Annotated in this window: 21 protein-coding genes; 14 read left to right on the forward strand and 7 right to left on the reverse strand. The window is 55.9% G+C overall.

All coding sequences use genetic code 11. The annotated features are described in order from the left end of the window. Positions 1 to 2: 2 nt before the first annotated feature. The 12 genes from murD to mutT all read left to right on the forward strand — a co-directional run bounded on the left by murD (position 3) and on the right by mutT (position 14,397). Complete coding sequence (gene murD / locus AB8846_RS11295; protein WP_370732726.1) at positions 3 to 1,319, forward strand: UDP-N-acetylmuramoyl-L-alanine--D-glutamate ligase; 1,317 nt, start codon at positions 3 to 5, stop codon at positions 1,317 to 1,319. Further along, positions 1,319 to 2,563 (forward strand): cell division protein FtsW, encoded by a 1,245-nt coding sequence (gene ftsW / locus AB8846_RS11300; protein ID WP_023310395.1) that lies wholly within the window; start codon positions 1,319 to 1,321, stop codon positions 2,561 to 2,563. The genes murD and ftsW overlap by 1 nt, the downstream gene beginning before the upstream one ends. Further along, on the forward strand, positions 2,560 to 3,624 hold the full coding sequence (gene murG / locus AB8846_RS11305; RefSeq protein ID WP_248165995.1) for an undecaprenyldiphospho-muramoylpentapeptide beta-N-acetylglucosaminyltransferase: 1,065 nt from the start codon (positions 2,560 to 2,562) through the stop codon (positions 3,622 to 3,624). Before ftsW ends, murG begins: the two co-directional genes overlap by 4 nt. A gap of 56 nt (positions 3,625 to 3,680) precedes the next feature. Next, the gene (murC, locus tag AB8846_RS11310; protein ID WP_033144631.1) at positions 3,681 to 5,156 is read left to right on the forward strand and encodes a UDP-N-acetylmuramate--L-alanine ligase; all 1,476 of its coding nucleotides are present in this window, start codon (positions 3,681 to 3,683) and stop codon (positions 5,154 to 5,156) included. Beyond that, complete coding sequence (locus AB8846_RS11315) at positions 5,149 to 6,069, forward strand: D-alanine--D-alanine ligase (protein WP_370732727.1); 921 nt, start codon at positions 5,149 to 5,151, stop codon at positions 6,067 to 6,069. Before murC ends, AB8846_RS11315 begins: the two co-directional genes overlap by 8 nt. Before the next feature lies 1 nt (position 6,070). Next, entirely contained in the window at positions 6,071 to 6,913 is an 843-nt protein-coding gene (gene ftsQ, locus AB8846_RS11320; RefSeq protein WP_023334507.1) for a cell division protein FtsQ, read from the forward strand. Next, positions 6,910 to 8,166, forward strand: coding sequence for a cell division protein FtsA (gene ftsA, locus AB8846_RS11325; RefSeq protein ID WP_023334508.1), 1,257 nt, complete (start codon positions 6,910 to 6,912; stop codon positions 8,164 to 8,166). Before ftsQ ends, ftsA begins: the two co-directional genes overlap by 4 nt. Before the next feature lie 63 nt (positions 8,167 to 8,229). After that, positions 8,230 to 9,381, forward strand: a complete 1,152-nt coding sequence (gene ftsZ, locus AB8846_RS11330; RefSeq protein WP_008501978.1) for a cell division protein FtsZ — start codon at positions 8,230 to 8,232, stop codon at positions 9,379 to 9,381. Positions 9,382 to 9,482: 101 nt separating this feature from the next. Continuing rightward, complete coding sequence (gene lpxC, locus AB8846_RS11335) at positions 9,483 to 10,400, forward strand: UDP-3-O-acyl-N-acetylglucosamine deacetylase (protein ID WP_008501977.1); 918 nt, start codon at positions 9,483 to 9,485, stop codon at positions 10,398 to 10,400. Between the two features lie 279 nt (positions 10,401 to 10,679). Further along, complete coding sequence (secM, locus tag AB8846_RS11340) at positions 10,680 to 11,183, forward strand: secA translation cis-regulator SecM (protein WP_074147218.1); 504 nt, start codon at positions 10,680 to 10,682, stop codon at positions 11,181 to 11,183. 58 nt (positions 11,184 to 11,241) lie between these two features. After that, a complete protein-coding gene (secA, locus tag AB8846_RS11345; RefSeq protein ID WP_063143352.1) occupies positions 11,242 to 13,947 on the forward strand; it encodes a preprotein translocase subunit SecA in 2,706 nt (901 codons plus the stop codon). Positions 13,948 to 14,004: 57 nt separating this feature from the next. Beyond that, the gene (gene mutT, locus AB8846_RS11350) at positions 14,005 to 14,397 is read left to right on the forward strand and encodes an 8-oxo-dGTP diphosphatase MutT (protein ID WP_023310403.1); all 393 of its coding nucleotides are present in this window, start codon (positions 14,005 to 14,007) and stop codon (positions 14,395 to 14,397) included. Between the two features lie 34 nt (positions 14,398 to 14,431). Here the strand turns inward: mutT and yacG are convergent, their stop codons facing one another. The 3 genes from yacG to coaE are packed head-to-tail and all read right to left on the reverse strand — an operon-like array spanning position 14,432 to position 15,999. After that, positions 14,432 to 14,626 (reverse strand): DNA gyrase inhibitor YacG, encoded by a 195-nt coding sequence (gene yacG / locus AB8846_RS11355; protein ID WP_023310404.1) that lies wholly within the window; start codon positions 14,624 to 14,626, stop codon positions 14,432 to 14,434. A 9-nt stretch (positions 14,627 to 14,635) separates the two neighbouring features. Beyond that, a complete protein-coding gene (zapD, locus tag AB8846_RS11360; protein WP_331413393.1) occupies positions 14,636 to 15,379 on the reverse strand; it encodes a cell division protein ZapD in 744 nt (247 codons plus the stop codon). Next, a complete protein-coding gene (gene coaE / locus AB8846_RS11365) occupies positions 15,379 to 15,999 on the reverse strand; it encodes a dephospho-CoA kinase (protein WP_370732728.1) in 621 nt (206 codons plus the stop codon). The genes zapD and coaE overlap by 1 nt, the downstream gene beginning before the upstream one ends. A 228-nt stretch (positions 16,000 to 16,227) precedes the next feature. On the opposite strand from coaE, the gene AB8846_RS11370 reads away from it, so the two are divergent. Beyond that, positions 16,228 to 17,271, forward strand: a complete 1,044-nt coding sequence (locus AB8846_RS11370; protein ID WP_063143355.1) for a GMP reductase — start codon at positions 16,228 to 16,230, stop codon at positions 17,269 to 17,271. Between the two features lie 43 nt (positions 17,272 to 17,314). On the opposite strand, the gene hofC is transcribed toward AB8846_RS11370, so the two are convergent. The 4 genes from hofC to nadC form a co-directional block, all read right to left on the reverse strand. Beyond that, the gene (hofC, locus tag AB8846_RS11375) at positions 17,315 to 18,499 is read right to left on the reverse strand and encodes a protein transport protein HofC (protein ID WP_370732729.1); all 1,185 of its coding nucleotides are present in this window, start codon (positions 18,497 to 18,499) and stop codon (positions 17,315 to 17,317) included. Continuing rightward, the gene (gspE, locus tag AB8846_RS11380; RefSeq protein ID WP_370732730.1) at positions 18,489 to 19,871 is read right to left on the reverse strand and encodes a type II secretion system protein GspE; all 1,383 of its coding nucleotides are present in this window, start codon (positions 19,869 to 19,871) and stop codon (positions 18,489 to 18,491) included. Before gspE ends, hofC begins: the two co-directional genes overlap by 11 nt. Positions 19,872 to 19,881: 10 nt before the next feature. Continuing rightward, on the reverse strand, positions 19,882 to 20,319 hold the full coding sequence (ppdD, locus tag AB8846_RS11385; protein WP_063143358.1) for a prepilin peptidase-dependent pilin: 438 nt from the start codon (positions 20,317 to 20,319) through the stop codon (positions 19,882 to 19,884). Positions 20,320 to 20,492: 173 nt separating this feature from the next. Continuing rightward, positions 20,493 to 21,386: a carboxylating nicotinate-nucleotide diphosphorylase gene (gene nadC / locus AB8846_RS11390; protein ID WP_331413371.1), complete on the reverse strand. Its 894-nt coding sequence runs from the start codon at positions 21,384 to 21,386 to the stop codon at positions 20,493 to 20,495. Positions 21,387 to 21,473: 87 nt separating this feature from the next. Here nadC and ampD point away from each other — a divergent pair, with 87 nt between their 5' ends. After that, positions 21,474 to 22,025, forward strand: a complete 552-nt coding sequence (ampD, locus tag AB8846_RS11395; protein WP_370732731.1) for a 1,6-anhydro-N-acetylmuramyl-L-alanine amidase AmpD — start codon at positions 21,474 to 21,476, stop codon at positions 22,023 to 22,025. Position 22,026: the final 1 nt, after the last annotated feature.

The raw sequence follows: 22,026 nt of genomic DNA on the forward strand, positions 1-22,026 counted from the left end.
TCATGGCAGATTACCAGGGCAAAAAAGTCGTTATCATCGGGTTGGGCCTCACGGGGCTCTCCTGCGTGGACTTTTTCCTCGCACGCGGCGTGACGCCACGCGTGATGGATACGCGTGTCTCTCCGCCGGGTCTGGACAAACTGCCTGAACAGGTTGAACGCCACCTTGGTGGTCTGAATGATGACTGGCTGCTGGCAGCCGATCTGATTGTCGCCAGCCCGGGTATGGCGCTGGCGCATCCTTCGCTGAGCGCTGCCGCGGATGCGGGCGTTGAGATTGTCGGCGATATCGAGCTGTTCTGCCGCGAAGCGCAGGCGCCCGTTATCGCGATTACCGGTTCTAACGGTAAAAGCACCGTCACCACCCTGGTGGGTGAAATGGCGAAAGCGGCGGGCAAGAACGTCGGCGTTGGCGGTAACATTGGCTTACCCGCTCTGATGCTGCTGGACAAAGGCTGCGAGCTGTATGTTCTCGAGCTTTCCAGCTTCCAGCTGGAAACGACCTCCAGCCTGCATGCTGCGGCTGCGACGATCCTCAACGTGACTGAAGATCATATGGACCGGTATCCATTTGGCCTGCAGCAGTACCGTGCCGCCAAGCTGCGCGTTTATGAAAATGCCAAAGTCTGCGTTGTTAACGGCGATGACGCGCTGACTATGCCCGTACGCGGTGCAGACGATCGCTGTATCAGCTTCGGTATCACGATGGGGGATTACCACCTGAACCGCCAGCTGGGCGAAACCTGGCTGCGCGTGAAGGGTGAGAAAGTGTTGAACGTGAAAGAGATGAAGCTCACAGGTCAGCACAACTACACCAATGCCCTGGCGGCGCTGGCGCTGGCGGATGCGGTAGGACTGCCGCGCTCCTCCAGCCTGAAAGCGTTAACCACGTTTTCTGGCCTGGCACACCGTTTCCAGCTGGCGCTGGAGCACAACGGCGTACGCTGGATCAACGACTCCAAAGCCACCAACGTGGGAAGCACGGAGGCCGCGCTGAACGGCCTGCACGTTGACGGTACGCTGCATTTGCTGCTGGGCGGCGACGGTAAATCCGCTGATTTTTCCTCCCTGAAGCCGTATCTCTCCGGTGATAACGTCCGTCTTTACTGCTTCGGCCGTGACGGCAGCGAGCTGGCTGAACTGCGTCCTGACGTTGCCGAGCAAACCGAAACCATGGAACAGGCGATGCGCCTGATTGCTCCTCGCGTGAAGCCTGGCGATATGGTGCTGCTCTCTCCGGCCTGTGCCAGTCTCGATCAATTCAAGAATTTCGAACAGCGTGGTGATGTCTTTACCCGACTGGCGAAGGAGTTAGGCTGATGCGTTTATCTCTCCCTCGCCTGAAAATGCCGCGCCTGCCAGGATTTGGGATCCTGGCATGGGTGTTTGCGGCGCTCAAAGGCTGGGTGATGGGCTCTCGTCAAAAAGATAACGACAGCCTTGTCATGTACGATCGCACGCTCTTCTGGCTCACGATGGGGCTGGCGGCGGTTGGCTTTATTATGGTGACGTCAGCCTCAATGCCTGTCGGACAGCGTCTGGCGAATGATCCTTTCCTGTTTGCCAAACGTGATGGTCTTTACATCATCCTGGCGTTTTGTCTGGCGCTGGTGACCTTGCGTCTGCCGATGGAGTTCTGGCAGCGGCACAGTACGGCGATGCTGATCGCCTCGATTATTATGCTGCTGATCGTACTGGTGGTGGGGAGCTCTGTTAACGGGGCATCGCGCTGGATCGCCTTTGGCCCGCTGCGTATTCAGCCTGCGGAATTTACCAAGCTCTCCCTGTTCTGCTACCTGGCTAACTACCTGGTGCGTAAGGTAGACGAAGTGCGTAACAACCTGCGCGGCTTCTTAAAACCGATGGGCGTGATTCTGGTGCTGGCGGTATTACTGCTGGCGCAGCCTGACCTCGGTACCGTTGTCGTGCTGTTCGTTACCACCCTGGCCATGCTGTTCCTGGCGGGCGCGAAGCTGTGGCAGTTCATCGCTATCATCGGGATGGGGATTTCGGCGGTTGTGCTGCTGATCCTCGCCGAGCCTTACCGTATTCGCCGTGTGACCTCGTTCTGGAACCCGTGGGAAGATCCGTTCGGCAGCGGTTACCAGCTGACGCAGTCGCTGATGGCCTTTGGTCGGGGTGAAGTCTGGGGACAGGGGCTGGGTAACTCGGTACAGAAACTGGAGTATTTACCGGAAGCGCACACTGACTTCATCTTCTCCATTATTGCGGAAGAACTGGGTTATATCGGTGTGGTATTAGCGCTATTAATGGTATTCTTCGTCGCTTTCCGCGCCATGTCTATCGGCCGGAAAGCGCTGGAGATCGATCACCGCTTCTCAGGATTCTTAGCCTGTTCAATTGGTATCTGGTTTAGCTTCCAGGCATTGGTTAACGTCGGGGCCGCAGCGGGTATGCTGCCGACCAAAGGTCTGACGTTGCCGTTGATCAGTTATGGTGGTTCGAGTCTGTTGATCATGTCGACAGCCATTATGTTTTTGTTACGCATAGATTATGAGACGCGTCTGGAAAAAGCCCAGGCGTTTACACGAGGTTCACGATGAATCAACCGAAGCGGTTAATGGTGATGGCAGGTGGTACCGGCGGACACGTGTTCCCGGGACTGGCGGTTGCGCACCATTTAATGGATCAGGGCTGGCAGGTACGCTGGCTGGGAACCGCAGACCGCATGGAAGCCGATCTGGTACCGAAGCACGGTATTGAGATCGACTTTATTCGTATTTCCGGCCTTCGGGGCAAAGGCCTCAAGGCAATGCTGCTGGCACCGGTGCGTATTTTTAACGCCTGGCGTCAGGCTCGCACCATCATGAAGCGCTTTAAGCCCGATGTGGTGCTGGGCATGGGCGGCTATGTCTCGGGTCCTGGCGGGCTGGCGGCGTGGTCGTTAGGTATTCCCGTCGTGCTGCATGAGCAGAACGGTATTGCCGGTCTGACCAACAAATGGCTGGCGAAAATCGCCACCAAAGTCATGCAGGCGTTTCCCGGCGCGTTCCCGAAAGCGGACGTGGTGGGTAACCCGGTGCGTGTGGACGTGCTGGCGTTGCCGCTCCCGGATGCTCGCCTGACGGGCCGTGAAGGGCCGGTTCGTGTACTGGTCGTCGGCGGCTCTCAGGGCGCGCGTATCTTAAACCAGACGATGCCGCAGGTTGCCGCAAAGCTGGGGAACGCCGTGACGATCTGGCACCAGAGCGGAAAAGGCGCTCAGCAGACCGTTGAGCAGGCTTACGCAGACGAAGGTCAGCCGCAGCATAAAGTCACAGAGTTTATTGACGACATGGCGGCAGCGTATGCCTGGGCCGATGTCGTGGTCTGTCGTTCAGGTGCGCTGACGGTGAGCGAGATCGCCGCCGCCGGTCTGCCTGCCCTGTTTGTGCCGTTCCAGCACAAAGACAGACAGCAGTACTGGAATGCGCTCCCGCTTGAGAAAGCCGGTGCCGCGAAGATATTTGAGCAGCCACAATTTACCGCCGACGCGGTCGCCACCACCCTGGCGGGCTGGAACAGAGACGCACTGCTGGAGATGGCGCAACGCGCGCGCGCGGCCGCTATCCCTGATGCGACGGAACGGGTGGCAAAAGAAGTGAGCCTGGCAGCCCAGGCTTAACCCTCGCAGCGCGTGTTGCGCTGCACGAATTTTAAGTAGTCGATGGCGTTTAGAGAATGAATACACAACAACTGGCAAAACTGCGTTCAATCGTGCCCGAGATGCGTCGCGTCCGGCACATTCACTTTGTTGGCATCGGTGGTGCTGGCATGGGCGGTATTGCCGAAGTGTTAGCTAACGAAGGCTATCAGATCAGCGGGTCTGACCTGGCGCCAAACCCTGTTACGCAGCAGCTGGCGTCGCTTGGGGCGACTATCTATTTCAACCATCGTCCGGAAAACGTGCGCGATGCGAGCGTGGTGGTGGTCTCGAGCGCCATCTCCTCTGACAACCCGGAAATCGTTGCCGCGCACGAAGCGCGCATTCCGGTGATCCGCCGTGCAGAAATGCTGGCGGAACTGATGCGTTTCCGTCACGGCATCGCCATTGCCGGGACCCACGGTAAAACCACGACCACGGCGATGGTCTCCAGTATTTATGCGGAAGCGGGTCTCGACCCGACGTTCGTCAACGGCGGTCTGGTCAAAGCCGCAGGCGTACATGCTCGTCTGGGCCACAGCCGTTATCTGATTGCTGAAGCGGATGAGAGCGACGCGTCGTTCCTGCACCTGCAGCCGATGGTGGCGATTGTCACTAACATCGAAGCTGACCATATGGATACCTACCAGGGCGACTTCGAGAACTTAAAGCAGACCTTCATCAACTTCCTGCACAACCTGCCGTTCTATGGACGCGCGGTGATGTGCGTAGACGATCCGGTTATCCGCGAGCTGCTGCCGCGCGTGGGTCGTCAAATCACCACTTACGGCTTCAGCGAAGACGCTGACGTCCGCGTGGAAGAGTACAAACAGATTGGCGCGCAGGGACACTTCACGCTGGCGCGTCAGGACAAAGAGCTGCTGCACGTCACGCTGAATGCGCCAGGTCGCCATAACGCCCTCAATGCCGCAGCGGCAGTGGCCGTTGCGACGGAAGAAGGCATTGACGATGATGCGATTCTGCGCGCGCTGGAAAGCTTCCAGGGCACCGGCCGTCGTTTCGACTTCCTCGGTGAATTCCCGCTGGACGCCGTGAACGGCAAAGCCGGCACAGCGATGCTGGTGGACGACTACGGCCACCATCCGACCGAAGTTGACGCCACCATTAAAGCCGCACGTGCAGGCTGGCCTGACAAAAATCTGGTGATGGTCTTCCAGCCGCACCGCTTCACGCGTACGCGCGATCTGTATGACGATTTCGCCAGCGTCCTGTCACAGGTAGACACCCTGTTAATGCTGGATGTGTACGCCGCAGGCGAGACGCCGATTCCAGGGGCCGACAGCCGTTCTCTGTGCCGTACCATCCGTGGGCGCGGTAAAGTTGACCCTATTCTGGTTTCTGACCCTGCACAGGTGGCGGAAATTCTGGCTCCGGTCCTGACAGGTAACGATCTGATTCTGATTCAGGGTGCGGGAAATATCGGCAAAATCGCCCGTACCTTAGCTGAAATCAAACTGAAGCCGCAAACCCAGGAGGATGAGCATCATGGCTGATAAGATTGCTGTCCTGTCTGGCGGCACCTCCGCCGAGCGCGAGGTTTCCCTGAATTCCGGCGCGGCCGTGCTGGCGGGCCTGCGTGAAGGTGGCGTCAATGCGCACCTGGTCGACCCAAAAGAGGTCGACGTGACGCAATTGAAAGCCATGGGCTTCGATAAAGTCTTTATCGCTTTGCATGGTCGTGGCGGTGAAGACGGCACCCTGCAGGGGCTTCTGGATTTGATCGGCATGCCGTACACCGGCAGCGGCGTGATGGCCTCCGCTATCTCTATGGATAAACTGCGCAGCAAGCTTCTGTGGCAGGGCGCGGGGTTACCCGTTGCGCCATGGGTTGCGCTGACGCGTCGCGAATTTGAATTGGGCCTGCCGGATAGCGTTAATACACGCATTGCTGAACTGGGCTTACCGGTTATTGTAAAGCCCAGCCGGGAAGGCTCCAGCGTGGGAATGTCCAAAGTCGACAAAGCTGAAGATCTTTCGTCCGCTTTAGCACTGGCATTTCAACATGATGAAGAAGTTCTGATTGAAAAATGGCTCAGCGGGCCGGAATTTACCGTCGCGATGCTTGGCGAAGAAATTTTACCGTCAATTCGTATCCAACCGGCCGGAACCTTCTATGATTATGAGGCGAAGTATCTCTCTGATGAGACGCAATATTTCTGCCCTTGTGGTCTTGAAGCTGGGCGTGAAGCAGATTTACAGTCCCTGGTGCTTAAAGCCTGGCATGTTCTGGGTTGCCGCGGCTGGGGACGCATCGACGTGATGCAGGACAGTGATGGACAATTTTATCTGCTGGAAGCCAATACCTCTCCGGGAATGACCAGCCACAGCCTTGTGCCGATGGCCGCGCGTCAGGCGGGGATGAGTTTCTCGCAGTTAGTCGTACGCATTCTGGACCAGGCGGGCTGATATGTCTCAGGCTGCATTGAACACGCGCAACCGCGATGACGAGGATGAATACACCTCTTCACGCCGCAGTAATGGAACGCGTCTTGCAGGCATCATTTTCCTGCTCGGGGTGCTGTGCACCGTGTTTATCAGCGGCTGGATGGTCCTGGGCTGGATGGAAGATGCGCAGCGGTTGCCGCTTTCTAAGCTGGTGGTCACCGGTGAGCGTCACTACACGCGAAACGACGATATTCGCCAGTCAATACTGGCGCTGGGCTCGCCTGGCACCTTTATGACGCAGGACGTCAATATTATCCAGAGCCAAATAGAACGTCTGCCATGGATAAAACAGGCGAGCGTAAGAAAGCAATGGCCTGATGAATTGAAGATTCATCTGGTTGAATATGTGCCCATTGCGCGTTGGAATGATCAGCACATGGTTGACGTAGACGGAAATTCCTTCAGCGTCCCGGCCGATCGTGTCAACAAGCAAAATTTACCGATGTTGTATGGCCCTGAAGGCAGCGAAAACGAAGTGTTACAAGGTTTTCGCGAAATGGGGCAGGTGCTGGCGAAGGACAGGTTTACGTTAAAAGATGCAGCCATGACGGCGCGCCGTTCCTGGCAGCTGACGTTAACGAACGGCATTAAGCTCAACCTGGGACGCGGCGACACAATGAAGCGTCTGGCGCGTTTTGTCGAACTTTACCCGGTTTTACAGCAGCAGGCACAGACTGACGGCAAACGGATAAGCTACGTTGATTTGCGCTATGACTCAGGCGCAGCAGTCGGTTGGGTACCGGCTCCGGTCGAGGAACCTAATCAGCAACAGAATCAGGCACAGGTACAGGCAGAACAACAATGATCAAGGCGACGGACAGAAAACTGGTAGTTGGACTGGAGATTGGCACCGCGAAGGTTGCCGCTTTAGTAGGGGAAGTTCTGCCCGACGGTATGGTCAATATCATTGGCGTAGGCAGTTGCCCGTCCCGTGGTATGGATAAAGGTGGGGTTAACGATCTTGAATCGGTGGTGAAATGCGTTCAGCGCGCCATCGATCAGGCTGAATTGATGGCAGATTGCCAGATTTCTTCTGTCTATCTGGCCCTTTCTGGTAAGCACATTAGCTGCCAGAACGAAATTGGTATGGTGCCGATTTCCGAAGAAGAAGTGACGCAGGAAGACGTTGAAAACGTCGTGCACACGGCGAAATCCGTGCGTGTCCGCGACGAACATCGCGTGCTGCATGTCATCCCGCAGGAATATGCGATTGACTACCAGGAAGGGATCAAGAACCCGGTCGGCCTTTCTGGCGTACGTATGCAGGCAAAAGTGCACCTGATCACATGTCACAACGATATGGCGAAGAACATTGTAAAAGCCGTTGAACGTTGTGGCCTGAAAGTTGACCAACTTATTTTCGCGGGTCTGGCGGCAAGTTATTCCGTGCTGACCGAAGATGAACGTGAACTGGGTGTCTGTGTGGTCGATATTGGTGGTGGTACAATGGATATCGCCGTGTATACCGGCGGTGCGTTGCGCCACACCAAAGTGATCCCTTATGCCGGGAACGTTGTGACCAGCGATATTGCTTACGCTTTTGGTACGCCGCCGAGCGATGCAGAAGCGATTAAAGTGCGCCACGGCTGTGCGCTGGGGTCTATCGTTGGCAAAGATGAGAGCGTTGAAGTGCCGAGCGTCGGTGGTCGTCCACCGCGTAGCCTGCAGCGCCAGACGTTGGCAGAGGTGATTGAGCCGCGCTATACCGAGCTGCTCAACCTGGTCAACGAAGAGATTTTACAGTTACAGGAACAGCTTCGTCAGCAGGGCGTTAAACATCATCTTGCGGCGGGGATTGTATTAACCGGCGGTGCAGCGCAAATTGAAGGTCTTGCGGCCTGTGCTCAGCGCGTGTTCCATACGCAGGTGCGCATTGGTGCGCCGCTGAATATCACCGGTTTAACGGATTATGCTCAGGAGCCGTATTATTCAACGGCTGTGGGCCTGCTCCACTACGGGAAGGAATCTCATCTCAGTGGTGAAGCAGAAGTGGAAAAACGCGTCTCAGTGGGGTCGTGGGTCAAACGGCTGAACAACTGGTTGCGAAAAGAGTTTTAATTTTTTTAAGAGACCGGAGAGAATTAGCGGTCTCGGGCGACAGGCACAACGGAGAGAGAAATTATGTTTGAACCTATGGAACTGACCAACGACGCGGTGATTAAAGTCATCGGCGTCGGTGGCGGCGGCGGTAACGCCGTAGAGCATATGGTGCGTGAACGCATTGAAGGTGTTGAATTCTTCGCAGTTAACACCGATGCGCAGGCACTGCGTAAGACGGCTGTAGGCCAGACTATCCAGATCGGCGGTGGTATCACCAAAGGGCTGGGAGCAGGGGCTAACCCGGAAGTCGGTCGCAATGCGGCTGAAGAAGATCGTGAAGCCCTGCGCGCTGCACTGGAAGGTGCGGACATGGTCTTCATCGCAGCAGGTATGGGTGGCGGTACAGGTACCGGCGCAGCACCTGTTGTGGCAGAAGTGGCAAAAGATTTAGGTATCCTGACCGTTGCTGTCGTGACCAAGCCTTTCAACTTTGAAGGCAAGAAGCGTATGGCCTTCGCGGAGCAGGGTATCACCGAGTTGTCCAAGCATGTGGACTCGCTGATCACCATCCCGAACGACAAGCTGTTGAAAGTTCTGGGTCGCGGTATCTCCCTGCTGGACGCATTCGGTGCAGCAAACGACGTGCTGAAAGGCGCGGTTCAGGGTATCGCTGAACTGATTACCCGTCCTGGCCTGATGAACGTTGACTTTGCAGACGTTCGCACCGTGATGTCCGAAATGGGCTACGCGATGATGGGCTCTGGCGTGGCGAGCGGTGAAGACCGTGCAGAAGAAGCGGCTGAAATGGCTATCTCTTCTCCACTGCTGGAAGATATCGATCTGTCTGGCGCGCGCGGCGTGCTGGTCAACATTACCGCTGGCTTTGACCTGCGTCTGGATGAGTTCGAAACCGTGGGTAACACTATCCGTGCGTTCGCCTCTGACAACGCTACCGTGGTAATCGGTACTTCCCTTGACCCAGAAATGAACGACGAGCTGCGTGTGACGGTTGTTGCGACCGGTATCGGTATGGACAAACGTCCTGAGATCACCTTAGTGACCAACAAGCAGACTCAGCAACCGGTAATGGATCGTTACCAGCAGCACGGTATGTCTCCTCTGACTCAGGAGCAGAAACCGGCCGCGAAAGTGGTGAACGACCCAACGCCGCAAACGGCGAAAGAGCCAGATTATCTGGATATCCCGGCGTTCCTGCGTAAGCAAGCTGACTAAGAATTGGCTGGAATTAGGGGATTTGCGCTCTTTGTGCTAAACTGGCCCACCGTTAGTGATATACACTCTCGGTTGGATAGTTAATTTGGCGAGATTATACGATGATCAAACAAAGGACACTTAAACGTATCGTTCAGGCGACTGGTGTCGGTTTACATACCGGCAAGAAAGTCACGCTGACGTTACGCCCTGCGCCGGCCAATACCGGGGTCATCTATCGTCGCACCGACTTGAATCCACCGGTAGATTTTCCGGCCGATGCCAAATCTGTGCGTGATACTATGCTCTGTACTTGTCTGGTGAACGAGCATGACGTGCGGATTTCTACCGTAGAGCACCTGAACGCCGCCCTGGCGGGTCTGGGTATCGACAACATTATTGTTGAAGTCGATGCGCCAGAAATCCCGATTATGGATGGCAGTGCTGCACCGTTCGTCTATCTGTTGCTGGATGCCGGCATCGAAGAACTGAACTGCGCGAAGAAATTTGTACGCATCAAAGAGACCGTTCGCGTCGAAGATGGCGACAAGTGGGCTGAATTCAAACCGTACAATGGTTTCTCGTTGGACTTTACCATCGACTTTAACCATCCGGCGATTGACTCCAGCACCCAACGCTATGCGATGAACTTCTCTGCCGATGCGTTTATGCGCCAGATCAGCCGAGCCCGTACATTTGGCTTCATGCGTGATATCGAATATCTGCAGTCCCGCGGCCTGTGCCTGGGCGGCAGCTTCGATTGTGCCATCGTTGTTGACGATTATCGCGTACTGAACGAAGACGGCCTGCGTTTCGAAGATGAATTCGTTCGTCACAAAATGCTGGATGCTATCGGCGACCTGTTCATGTGTGGTCACAACATCATTGGTGCATTTACCGCGTTCAAATCCGGTCATGCGCTGAACAACAAATTGTTGCAGGCGGTCCTGGCAAAACAGGAAGCCTGGGAATATGTGACCTTCGAAGACGAAGCTGAACTGCCGCTGGCTTTCAAAGCACCAAGCATGGTTCTGGCGTAACGGTTCAAACCTTTTCGTAAAAAAATCGACTGGTTAACCTGGTACTCTCTCCGACCAGGAAGACCAGTCGTTTTTATTTTTACCCTTCTTCGTTTGCCCCGGCGTCATCTCTCGTTTGTCTTACGCAGAAAATGTGTGCGTTAGCTGCATTCTTGACCGTTTTTCCACGCGGCGACACCTCATTCCTGCTGATGTATATTGGCTTTAGTGATACTATCTGGGCGCTAAAAAGAATAACTGAACTCAGCCTCTGCAAGGCTGGCTTATTGGGTGGAGCAGGTGAGCGGAATACTGACGCGCTGGCGACAATTTGGCAGACGTTACTTCTGGCCGCATCTCTTATTAGGGATGGTCGCGGCGAGTTTCGGCTTGCCTGCGCTCTGCAACAGTGCCGAAGCGGCGACGCCCGCAAAAACCTCTACCACCAAACACGATCTCAACACGCGGGTTAACTTTACTAACCTCGCATGGCTTGAAGCCAACCGCCGCCCAAACTTCTCGGTCGATTACTGGCACCAGCACGCTATCCGCACGGTTATCCGCCATCTGTCCTTCGCGATGGCGCCGCAGGCCATGCCTGTTGCGGAAGAGACGCTGCCGGTGCAGGCTCAGCATCTTGCCCTGCTGGACACGCTCAACGCGCTGCTCACGCAGGACAGCCAGCCGCCGGTCATGGTTCGCCAGACGACGCAACGTGCGTTGGTTTCACCGGTTTCATTCTCTGTTTCAACCTGGATTAGCCAGGCCCACGGCATTCGCGCCGGGCCGCAACGCCTCAGCTAAATTAACTTTTTCAATACCTTAATTTATCTGCCCACTCTGGGGCGTTTGAGAATTTATTATGCTAATCAAATTGTTAACTAAAGTTTTTGGTAGTCGTAACGATCGTACCCTGCGCCGTATGCGCAAAGCAGTTACCGTCATCAACGGTATGGAACCGGCGATGGAGAAGCTCTCTGATGACGAGCTGAAAGCGAAAACGGCGGAATTCCGTGCGCGTCTCGAAAAAGGCGAAACCTTAGAAAGCCTGATCCCGGAAGCGTTTGCTGTCGTGCGTGAAGCAAGTAAGCGCGTATTCGGCATGCGTCACTTCGACGTTCAGCTGCTGGGTGGTATGGTGCTTAACGAGCGCTGCATCGCGGAAATGCGTACCGGTGAAGGTAAAACCCTGACCGCAACGCTGCCTGCTTACCTGAACGCGCTGACCGGTAAAGGCGTTCACGTCGTTACCGTCAACGACTATCTGGCGCAGCGTGACGCCGAAAACAACCGCCCACTGTTCGAATTCCTCGGTATGACCGTCGGCATCAACATGTCCGGCCTGCCAGCGCCAGCCAAGCGCGAAGCGTATAACGCGGACATCACCTACGGCACCAACAACGAATACGGCTTCGACTACCTGCGTGACAACATGGCGTTCAGCCCGGAAGAGCGCGTACAGCGTAAACTGCACTATGCGCTGGTGGATGAGGTGGACTCCATCCTGATCGATGAAGCGCGTACCCCGCTGATCATCTCCGGCCCGGCTGAAGACAGCTCCGAGATGTACCGTAAAGTCGACAAAATCATTCCACACCTGCTGCGTCAGGAGAAAGAGGACTCGGATACCTTCCAGGGTGAAGGCCACTTCTCCGTAGATGAAAAAGCGCGTCAGGTGAACCTGACCGAACGCGGTCTGGTGAAAATTGAAGAGCTGCTGGTCGCTGAAGGCATCATGGAAGAGGGCGAGTCCCTGTACTCCCCAAGCAACATCATGCTGATGCACCACGTGACCGCTGCACTGCGCGCCCACGCGCTGTTCACTCGCGACGTCGATTACATCGTAAAAGACGGCGAAGTGATCATCGTCGATGAACACACCGGCCGTACAATGCAGGGACGTCGCTGGTCTGACGGTCTGCACCAGGCTGTGGAAGCCAAAGAAGGTGTGGATATTCAGAATGAAAACCAGACGCTGGCGTCTATCACCTTCCAGAACTACTTCCGCCTGTACGAGAAGCTGGCGGGCATGACGGGTACTGCTGATACCGAAGCGTTTGAATTCAGCTCTATCTACAAGCTGGATACCGTGGTTGTTCCAACCAACCGTCCGATGATCCGTAAGGATATGCCGGACCTGGTGTACATGACCGAAGCGGAAAAAATTCAGGCGATCATTGAAGATATTCGCGACCGTACTGCCAATGGCCAGCCGGTTCTGGTGGGGACCATCTCCATCGAGAAATCCGAAGTGGTTTCGCACGAGCTGACGAAAGCGGGCATCAAACACAACGTTCTTAACGCCAAATTCCACGCCAAAGAAGCGGACATTGTTGCGCAGGCGGGTTATCCGGCTGCAGTGACCATCGCCACCAACATGGCGGGTCGTGGTACCGATATTATGCTGGGCGGTAGCTGGCAGGCTGAAGTGGCGGAGCTGGAAAACCCAACGCCAGAACAGATTGCCCAGATCAAAGCCGACTGGCAGGTTCGTCATGACGCCGTTCTGGCTTCCGGCGGTCTGCACATCATCGGTACAGAGCGTCATGAATCCCGTCGTATCGATAACCAGCTGCGTGGCCGTGCGGGTCGTCAGGGTGATGCCGGTTCATCCCGCTTCTACCTGTCTATGGAAGATGCGCTGATGCGTATTTTTGCCTCCGACCGCGTGTCCGGCATGATGCGTAAGCTGGGGATGAAGCCTGGCGAAGCCATTGAGCACCCGTGGGTGACTAAAGCGATCGCTAACGCGCAGCGTAAAGTGGAAAGCCGCAACTTTGATATTCGTAAGCAGCTGCTGGAATATGATGATGTGGCTAACGATCAGCGTCGTGCAATCTACACCCAGCGTAACGAACTGCTGGACGTGTCCGACGTGAGCGAAACCATCAACAGCATTCGTGAAGATGTGTTTAAAGCCACCATCGACGCGCATATTCCACCGCAGTCTCTGGAAGAGATGTGGGATATCGAAGGCCTGCAGGAACGTCTGAAAAATGACTTTGACCTTGAGCTGCCAATCAAAGAGTGGCTGGACAAAGAGCCTGAGCTGCACGAAGAGACCCTGCGTGAACGTATCTTTGAAACCGCGCTGGACGTCTACAAGCGTAAGGAAGAAGTCGTTGGTGCTGAGATGATGCGTCACTTCGAAAAAGGCGTGATGCTGCAGACGCTGGACTCCCTGTGGAAAGAGCACCTGGCGGCGATGGACTACCTGCGTCAGGGTATCCACCTGCGTGGCTATGCGCAGAAAGATCCGAAGCAGGAATACAAGCGTGAATCCTTCTCCATGTTTGCCGCTATGCTGGAGTCACTGAAGTACGAAGTGATCAGCACCCTGAGCAAGGTTCAGGTGCGTATGCCGGAAGAAGTGGAAGCGATGGAGCAGCAGCGTCGTGAAGAAGCCGAGCGTCTGGCACAAATGCAACAGCTGAGTCATCAGACCGACGACAGCGAAGCCGCAGCGGCGATCGCCGCGCAGACCGGCGATCGTAAAGTGGGTCGTAACGATCCGTGCCCGTGTGGTTCCGGTAAAAAGTACAAGGCGTGCCACGGCCGTCTGAGCTAAGTACATAAAAAAACAAAAAGGCGCAGATATCTGCGCCTTTTTTATGGAAGTGACAATATGAAAATACTGCAAATTGCCGTCGGGATTATTCGCAACCCGCAAAACCAAATCTTCATCACCCAGCGCGCTGCCGACGCCCATATGGCGAACAAGTGGGAGTTTCCGGGCGGTAAAATCGAGTCAGGTGAAACGCCGGAAGAGGCGCTGGTTCGGGAGCTTCAGGAAGAGGTGGGGATCACTCCGCTTGGCGCAACGCTGTTTGATAAGCTTGAGTACCAGTTTCCGGACAGGCACATCACGCTGTGGTTCTGGCTGGTGGAAAACTGGGAAGGTGAACCCTGGGGAAAAGAGGGACAGCCGGGTAACTGGGTGGAACTCCAGGCAAGTGATGCCGAAAAATTCCCGCCAGCTAATGAGCCCGTGATCCTGCGGTTAGTCGCACAACCGTAGGCCTGCTGAGCGAAGCGCCAGCAGGCTTTACAGATTACTGCTGGGTTTCACTCCAGTCATCGCTGTCCGAGAGATCGCCTTCGCTTGGAATGCGTTTCTCTTCCGCCGCCCATTCGCCCAGGTCAATGAGCTGACAGCGCTTGCAGCAGAATGGGCGGAAAGGACTCACTTCGCCCCAGACAACGGTTTTGCCACAGGTTGGGCAGCTTACGGTGGTGACATCAGACATCGGCACTCCTTAACAACAGGCCAGTTCAAAATCGAGACGTTCCGGCACGGTGCCATTTTCACTGTCCAGCGGCATAAAGCGAATCGCAAAGCGGCTCTTATGCCCGGAAATCTGTGGGTAAAGCTGTTCGCCAAGAGACAGATTGAGACGCAGAAGATCGGCATCATCCCCGTTATCCTGGAAGAAACCATTCAGGCTGGTTTGCTTGCGGAACGGCGCAGAGTTACGGATCAGATCGAGGATCAGCGACAGCGTCTGGTGCATTGGCTCCAGGCTTGCCAGCCAGCTGTTCACCTGCGCGTCACGCTGCGCCTGTGGCATATGTAGCCACATATGCAGCGTCGGCAGGTCGAAGCTACAGCAGCCACCAGGGATGCTCAGGCGCTGGCGCACCAGGCCAATCAGGCGGTCTTCACGCAAAAATTGCCCGACGCGCGGCGCGGCCATCAGGATGGTGCTATTGCTTTTCAACTGCTGGCGGAGCGCGTCGATACGGCTCTGATCAACGCCGGGAACTTCTGTCCATGCCTGCAACTTACGCTGCTGACGCTCCAGCTCTTTGAGTAATTCTGTGCGAACATCGCCGCGTTCAATCACATCCAGCAGATCGCCTACGTTGCGGAAGAAGTGCAGCGCCGTGGCATGATCGTTAACAGGCAGATGTTGTGAAAGTTGTTGAATAAGGAATTCGATACGCAGCCAGGTGCGCATTTTTTCGTTGAGCGGATGCTCAAAAAGGATGTGTGTCGACATTATGGTTTTTCCTGTGCAACGGCCTGCGCGGCGAACGTCAGATACTGCGCGTGCAGACGGGCAACATCCGATGCAATGGCATCTGGTGCGCCGTTATTATCAATGACATCATCCGCCACGGCAAGGCGCTGAGCGCGCGTAGCCTGAGCGGCAAGAATTTGTTCAGCATGCTCCCGCGAGACGCGATCGCGCGTCATGGTTCGCTGAATTTGCGTTTCGGGAGAGACATCAATCACCAGCACCCGATCGGCTTTCATATGCAGCTGATTTTCAACCAGTAGCGGAACCACCCACAAGACATAGGGCGAGCGGGCTGCGGCTATCTGACGCTGAGTTTCCTGGTGGATGATGGGGTGGAGCAGGGCATTAAGCCAGACTTTTTCCGCAGAATCGGAAAAAATGCATTCGCGAAGCTGACGGCGATTCAGTGTGCCATCGGTATTGATGATGGTCTGACCAAAATGTTCTGCGATGGCCTTTAGCGCGGGTGTATTGGGCTCTACCACCTGGCGGGCAATGATATCGGCATCAATAATCGTGATACCCAAACGAGAAAAAGCGTCCGCAACGGTACTTTTACCACTACCGATGCCGCCGGTTAATGCGACGATATACCCCATTAAATCAAATCCTGGGAATTATTCATTATTAAAATCAGTTGATTAAAACTCTAAGGTGCGCCAGCAACTGTTTAGCCCCGTTTACCGGCTTTTTACCAGGTAAATTTATAGGATTGTAGCGTAAAAAAAGAGAATTTCGCAGTCTTGCGGAGCAGGTATTAGTGCGTATGATAACGTCACTGGAGTTGTGCTTTTAACATATTTGCCTCTAACCCCAGGAATCCGCACATGCGTATCGAAGAAGATCTGAAGTTAGGTTTCAAAGACGTTCTTATCCGCCCTAAACGCTCTACACTGAAAAGTCGCTCAGACGTTGAACTCGAACGTCAATTCACCTTTAAGCATTCCGGTCAGACCTGGTCTGGCGTGCCGATCATCGCTGCCAACATGGATACTGTGGGAACCTTTGAGATGGCAACTGCCCTGGCACAGTTCGACATTCTCACCGCCGTTCACAAACATTACAGCACTGAAGAGTGGAACGCGTTTGTTGCGTCCGCGTCTGCTGACGTGGTGAAACATGTGATGGTCTCCACCGGTACCTCCGATGCGGATTTCGAGAAGACCAAACAGATCCTGAATGCTAATCCGGCACTCAACTTCGTCTGTATTGACGTGGCGAACGGTTACTCCGAGCACTTTGTGCAGTTCGTCAGCAAGGCGCGCGAGGCCTGGCCGACGAAAACCATCATCGCGGGCAACGTGGTGACCGGTGAAATGTGTGAAGAGCTGATCCTCTCCGGTGCAGATATCGTGAAAGTGGGTATTGGCCCTGGCTCCGTGTGCACGACACGCGTCAAAACCGGCGTCGGTTATCCGCAGCTTTCCGCAGTCATTGAATGCGCCGACGCGGCGCACGGTCTGGGCGGCCAGATCATCAGCGATGGCGGTTGTACCACGCCGGGTGATGTTGCGAAAGCCTTCGGCGGCGGCGCGGACTTCGTGATGCTCGGCGGTATGCTGGCAGGCCACGAAGAGAGCGGTGGTACCGTTGTTGAAGAGAACGGCGAGAAATTTATGCTGTTCTACGGCATGAGCTCTGAATCCGCGATGACCCGTCACGTCGGTGGCGTGGCAAAATACCGTGCGGCAGAAGGCAAAACTGTGAAGCTGCCTCTGCGCGGCCCGGTTGAATACACCGCGCGCGATATCCTCGGCGGCCTGCGCTCGGCCTGCACCTACGTTGGGGCATCCCGCCTGAAAGAGCTGACGAAACGTACAACGTTTATTCGCGTTCAGGAACAGGAAAACCGCGTATTCAATAGCCTGTAATGGCTTCGGCTGGCGCATGTCCGTGCGCCAGCACTGTTCTGCACTAGCCCGCGCTCATCGCATCCCCCAGATGGAAAATCGGCAGGTACATTGCCACCACCAGCGTGCCGATAATGACCCCTGTCACAATCAGAAGCACTGGCTCGAGAAGTGCCGCCAGATTATCTGCCCGTTGAAAGGTCTGTTCCGTGTGATGCCGGGCAAGGTTTGCCAGCATGACGTCCAGCGCGCCTGACATTTCGCCGGTGCGTAAAAGCTGGATACACAGCGGGGTGAAGATGGCCGCTTTCTGAAAGGATGACCAGACGGGGAGGCCTTTTTCAATGTCTTCCCGAACGCTGCGCAGTATTCCCCGCCAGTAGCGACTTTCAACGGTCTCCTCCGCACTCTCCAGTCCCTGTAAAAACGGGATGCCGGCCTGCTGCGTGAGCGACAGCACGGTAAAGATGTGTCCCAGTTTTTGACCTTTTGCCAGTGCGCCCAACACGGGCGTGTGCATCAGCATGCGCTGCCAGCGAGGGTTCTGCCGCAGGGCCCAGGCGGCGGCTAAGGGTGCTAATAACGCGGCGAACAACGTGAGGGCATATGACTGCATAAATGCGGCCATCCCCATGACCATTTGCGTCAGCATTGGAAGCGGAGTGTTAAACGTTTTGTAGATAGCGGCAAACTCGGGCAAGACCAGGGTGACCATCGCCAGCACCACGAGTACGGCCAGCGACAGGACGATCGCCGGGTAGCGCAGCGCCTTTTTCACTTTCGCACTGAGCTGCTGCTGCGCTTTTTGCTGCTGCGCGAGCTGGCGACAGCACTCCTCCAGCTTCCCTGTGAGCTCACCGGTTTTCACCATCGAGACATGCAGCGGGCTAAAAACGGCTGGCCACTTTTTTAGCGACTCAGAAAAGGGGGCTCCCTCACTGAGCTCATCGGCAATGCTTTGCAGCAGCGCCTGCCACGGTTTTAACGGATGCTGTTCTGCCAGCATCTGCAGGCTGTGGGACAATCTCAGCCCGGCCTGCAGAAGCGTTGCGAGCTGGCGAAACATCTCGTAGCAGTGATGTGGCCGCCAGCGGTGTCGCTGAGCGCATCGGGTTAGCGTCAGAGGATGGAGGTCGCTGCGCATCAGCCTGGTGTAGGCGGCATTGCGGTCTGTGGCCCAGAGCGTTCCGCTTCGGGGTTCTCCTTCCTGGGTGAGCGCTCGCCAGCGCCAGAGCCGATTAGCAGCCATCCGGCATGCCCAGGACGCGCACCAGCTCTTCGAGCGTGGTCAGCCCTTGTTCGACGGCCATGCAGCCGTGCTCAAAAAGAGAAATCATTCCCGCCTGCCGGGCGCTCGCCTCTATCACTTCTGTTCCCGCCCCGCTGGCAATGGCCTGCCGCAGAGCATTGTCGATCGCGAGGACTTCAAAAATGGCCACGCGGCCATAAAAACCGTGATAGCAACGATCGCAGCCGGTGGGCTGCCAGCGTGGAAGTGGTCTGGACCATACGGCGCGCGGTAGTTCAGCATGCTCGCTGGCTTCCCGACGACAATGTGGGCATAAGCGCCGGACCAGCCGCTGGGCAATTACCATCGACAGAGCGGAAGATATCATCCAGCGGGCGACGCCCATCTGCTCCAGGCGAATCAGGGTTTCCGTCGTCGAGTTGGTGTGCAGCGTTGACAGCACCAGATGCCCGGTCTGGGCGGCATTAATGGCAATGTCTGCCGTTTCACCGTCACGGATTTCGCCGACCATAATGATGTCTGGATCCTGACGCAGCAGCGCCCGCAGCACGCTCTGGAATGTTAAACCCGCCCGGGGATTAATCTGCGTCTGGTTTAATCCCGCAAGGGGGATCTCAATGGGATCCTCCACGCTACAGATGTTGACGTCAGGGGTGTTACGCGCCTGCAGCGCGCTGTACAGCGTCACGGTTTTACCGCTGCCGGTAGGGCCGGTGACCAGAATCAGCCCCTGCGGCTGGTGGAGGATCTCATTAAAACAGGCCAGCTGTTCAGCACTCATGCCAAGCGCGTTTGGCTCAAGGGCCTGCTGAACCTGATGCAGCAGACGCAGCACAATTTTCTCGCCGCCGCTGCAGGGAAGCGTCGCGATCCGAAACGAGACCGGCGCATTTGCCAGCTCAATCGTAAACTGGCCGTCCTGGGGTAAACGGCGTTCTGCAATGTCCAGGTTACCCAGCACTTTTAAACGTGCGCTGAACAGGCTTGCCAGCGAGGCGGAAAGCGGAGGCTGGGGGCAAAGAACCCCGTCGATGCGTAAACGGATCTGGCACGCGTGCTCCATCGGTTCGATATGAATGTCGGAGGCGCGCTGGTTGATTGCCTGCTGCAGCGTGTGGTTGAGGATATCCACCGTTGAGTGTGTTTGCGATACAACGGGCAGATGCGATTGTGACGTTAGCTGCCGGTGTTTTTCCATGCGCTCAGCGCTCCAGCACTCAATATCAATCCGTTTCTGGGTCGCGAAGCGCAGCGCCTCCATGAGTTCAGCCGCGGGGCTGCCCACGACGGCGATGCTGACCATGTCACTGTCGCTGGTGAGCAGCAGAGCCTGATGGCGCAGGCAAAGCGCCACGAGTTGTTCGGTATTCATTATCCGCTCCTCAGTTGTTGTCGAAGCGGAAAACGTCTTCGCAGGCCTGTTTCAGGGCGCTGTCAGCACTGATGCTGCAGTCGCGCGTCCAGCCCGTCATACCGTTGCCGTCGCTCCACCGTGGCGTCATGGTTACCGTCAGCCCGTTAAGACTCTCCTGTCCTGTTAAGGTCACGATCCCTTTCGCCACGCTCATTCCTGAAACGTAGCGTGTCGTGGTGGGGGAAGGGATACCGTTGCTGCCGGCATCGCAGCTCTCCACGCCACCGTGATCCAGCGCGCAAAGCTCAATAGCCGTACGGTAGGGAACAAAGGTTTGCAGCATATCGGTCAGCGCCGCCTTGCGCAGGTAGTTCTGATAGGCGGGAACGCCGATGGCGCTGAGAATCGCAATGATGCCAATGACCACCATCAGCTCGATGAGTGTGAATCCTTGTTGTCTGTCCATATCTGCTCCTTATGCAAAGTAGCGCTACTTTGTCAGCGGGAAAGAGCAGAAACGAGGGGCAAAAAAGGGAACAGGAAGGGGTCTTCAGAGAATTTATTCAGTGTTGCAGGGAAGAACAGCGGATCTGCGAGCGGGGCTGAAATTCCCCTCTCTGGTGGAGAGGGGAGAATGCGTTACTTGAAGCGCATTGAGAGGTCGAGGGCGCGAACGTGTTTGGTCAGCGCGCCGACGGAGATGTAATCTACGCCGGTTTCGGCGAATTCACGGATCGTTTCGAAAGTGACGTTCCCGGACACTTCAAGCTGGGCACGGCCGTTTGTCAGTTTTACCGCCTCGCGCATCTGCTCTGTTTCGAAGTTATCGAGCATGATGATATCGGCCCCGGCCTTAATCGCCTGCTCCAGCTCTTCCAGGCTTTCGACTTCCACCTCAACAGGCACATCCGGGTGCAGCCAGAAGGCTTTCTCAACCGCCTGACGCACGGAGCCAGAGGCAATAATGTGGTTCTCTTTAATCAGGAAGGCGTCGGATAAGCCCAGACGATGGTTTGCGCCGCCGCCGCAGAGTACGGCATACTTCAGCGCGGTGCGCAGGCCCGGCAGCGTTTTGCGGGTATCCAGCAGCTGGGTTCGGGTACCGGCCAGCAGGTCAACGTAGCGACGCACTTCACTGGCCACGCCTGAGAGCGTTTGTACAAAATTGAGCGCGGTACGTTCGCCGGTCAGCAAGACGCGGGAAGGTCCGTCCAGTTCGAACAGCGGCTGGTTGGCCGTGACTGCATCGCCGTCTTCAACATGCCATGTCACCTGCACGTCATCGCCCGCCAGCTGGGTAAAGACCTCTTCAACCCAACGCTTGCCGCAAAAGACGCCGTCTTCACGGGTGATAATGACCGCGTGCGAGCGTGTCTCTTTTGGCAATAATTGTGCGGTAATATCCTTATCAGCGTTAACGTCACCGCCCAGATCTTCTTTCAAAGCATGGGAGACGCTTGACGGAATATCCATACTAATACGTTCCAGAAGCGCTTCACGTCGGTGGTCGGGGTTGTAGCGGCGAGGCGGCATGATAAAACTCCAAATTGGTAACGAATCATAATATTGAAACATGCTACTCTGAACCGAGTCATTGCACCATACAGAAGGAGTTCCAGCATGTTGTTAGAAAACGGATGGCTGGTGGATGCGCGGCACGTGCCTTCGCCGCACCACGATTGCCGCCCGGAGGATGAAAAGCCCACACTGCTGGTGGTTCATAATATTAGTCTCCCGCCGGGTGAATTTGGCGGCCCGTGGATCGATGCGTTATTCACGGGAACGATTGATCCCGATGCTCATCCCTTCTTTGCTGAAATTGCACATCTGCGCGTATCGGCTCACTGCCTGATTCGTCGTGATGGTGAAGTGGTCCAGTATGTTCCCTTTGATAAGCGCGCCTGGCATGCTGGCGTGTCGATGTATCACGGGCGCGAACGGTGCAACGATTTTTCTATCGGGATTGAACTGGAAGGCACGGATACGACGCCCTACACCGATGCACAGTATCAACAGCTTGCGGCTGTGACCCGCACGCTTATTGGACTCTACCCGGCTATCGCCGAAAATATCACGGGACACAGTGATATCGCCCCGGAGAGAAAAACCGATCCCGGTCCGGCCTTTGACTGGCCCCGGTTTCGCGCCATGCTCGCCGCGTCGTCAGAATAAG

The organism is Enterobacter sp. KB-221C9, assembly GCF_041320715.1.
Classification (GTDB): domain Bacteria; phylum Pseudomonadota; class Gammaproteobacteria; order Enterobacterales; family Enterobacteriaceae; genus Enterobacter; species Enterobacter asburiae_D.

What these genes read in the sequence shown, in the direction of transcription:
- ppdD (WP_063143358.1), bottom strand. Translation starts at nt 20,319, where the DNA reads ATGGACAGACAACAAGGATTCACACTCATCGAGCTGATGGTGGTCATT.
- murD (WP_370732726.1), top strand. Translation starts at nt 3, where the DNA reads ATGGCAGATTACCAGGGCAAAAAAGTCGTTATCATCGGGTTGGGCCTC.
- zapD (WP_331413393.1), bottom strand. Translation starts at nt 15,379, where the DNA reads ATGTCGACACACATCCTTTTTGAGCATCCGCTCAACGAAAAAATGCGC.
- secA (WP_063143352.1), top strand. Translation starts at nt 11,242, where the DNA reads ATGCTAATCAAATTGTTAACTAAAGTTTTTGGTAGTCGTAACGATCGT.
- ftsZ (WP_008501978.1), top strand. Translation starts at nt 8,230, where the DNA reads ATGTTTGAACCTATGGAACTGACCAACGACGCGGTGATTAAAGTCATC.
- ampD (WP_370732731.1), top strand. Translation starts at nt 21,474, where the DNA reads ATGTTGTTAGAAAACGGATGGCTGGTGGATGCGCGGCACGTGCCTTCG.
- AB8846_RS11315 (WP_370732727.1), top strand. Translation starts at nt 5,149, where the DNA reads ATGGCTGATAAGATTGCTGTCCTGTCTGGCGGCACCTCCGCCGAGCGC.
- ftsA (WP_023334508.1), top strand. Translation starts at nt 6,910, where the DNA reads ATGATCAAGGCGACGGACAGAAAACTGGTAGTTGGACTGGAGATTGGC.
- murC (WP_033144631.1), top strand. Translation starts at nt 3,681, where the DNA reads ATGAATACACAACAACTGGCAAAACTGCGTTCAATCGTGCCCGAGATG.
- mutT (WP_023310403.1), top strand. Translation starts at nt 14,005, where the DNA reads ATGAAAATACTGCAAATTGCCGTCGGGATTATTCGCAACCCGCAAAAC.
- nadC (WP_331413371.1), bottom strand. Translation starts at nt 21,386, where the DNA reads ATGCCGCCTCGCCGCTACAACCCCGACCACCGACGTGAAGCGCTTCTG.
- AB8846_RS11370 (WP_063143355.1), top strand. Translation starts at nt 16,228, where the DNA reads ATGCGTATCGAAGAAGATCTGAAGTTAGGTTTCAAAGACGTTCTTATC.
- coaE (WP_370732728.1), bottom strand. Translation starts at nt 15,999, where the DNA reads ATGGGGTATATCGTCGCATTAACCGGCGGCATCGGTAGTGGTAAAAGT.
- murG (WP_248165995.1), top strand. Translation starts at nt 2,560, where the DNA reads ATGAATCAACCGAAGCGGTTAATGGTGATGGCAGGTGGTACCGGCGGA.
- gspE (WP_370732730.1), bottom strand. Translation starts at nt 19,871, where the DNA reads ATGAATACCGAACAACTCGTGGCGCTTTGCCTGCGCCATCAGGCTCTG.
- ftsQ (WP_023334507.1), top strand. Translation starts at nt 6,071, where the DNA reads ATGTCTCAGGCTGCATTGAACACGCGCAACCGCGATGACGAGGATGAA.
- hofC (WP_370732729.1), bottom strand. Translation starts at nt 18,499, where the DNA reads ATGGCTGCTAATCGGCTCTGGCGCTGGCGAGCGCTCACCCAGGAAGGA.
- yacG (WP_023310404.1), bottom strand. Translation starts at nt 14,626, where the DNA reads ATGTCTGATGTCACCACCGTAAGCTGCCCAACCTGTGGCAAAACCGTT.
- ftsW (WP_023310395.1), top strand. Translation starts at nt 1,319, where the DNA reads ATGCGTTTATCTCTCCCTCGCCTGAAAATGCCGCGCCTGCCAGGATTT.
- lpxC (WP_008501977.1), top strand. Translation starts at nt 9,483, where the DNA reads ATGATCAAACAAAGGACACTTAAACGTATCGTTCAGGCGACTGGTGTC.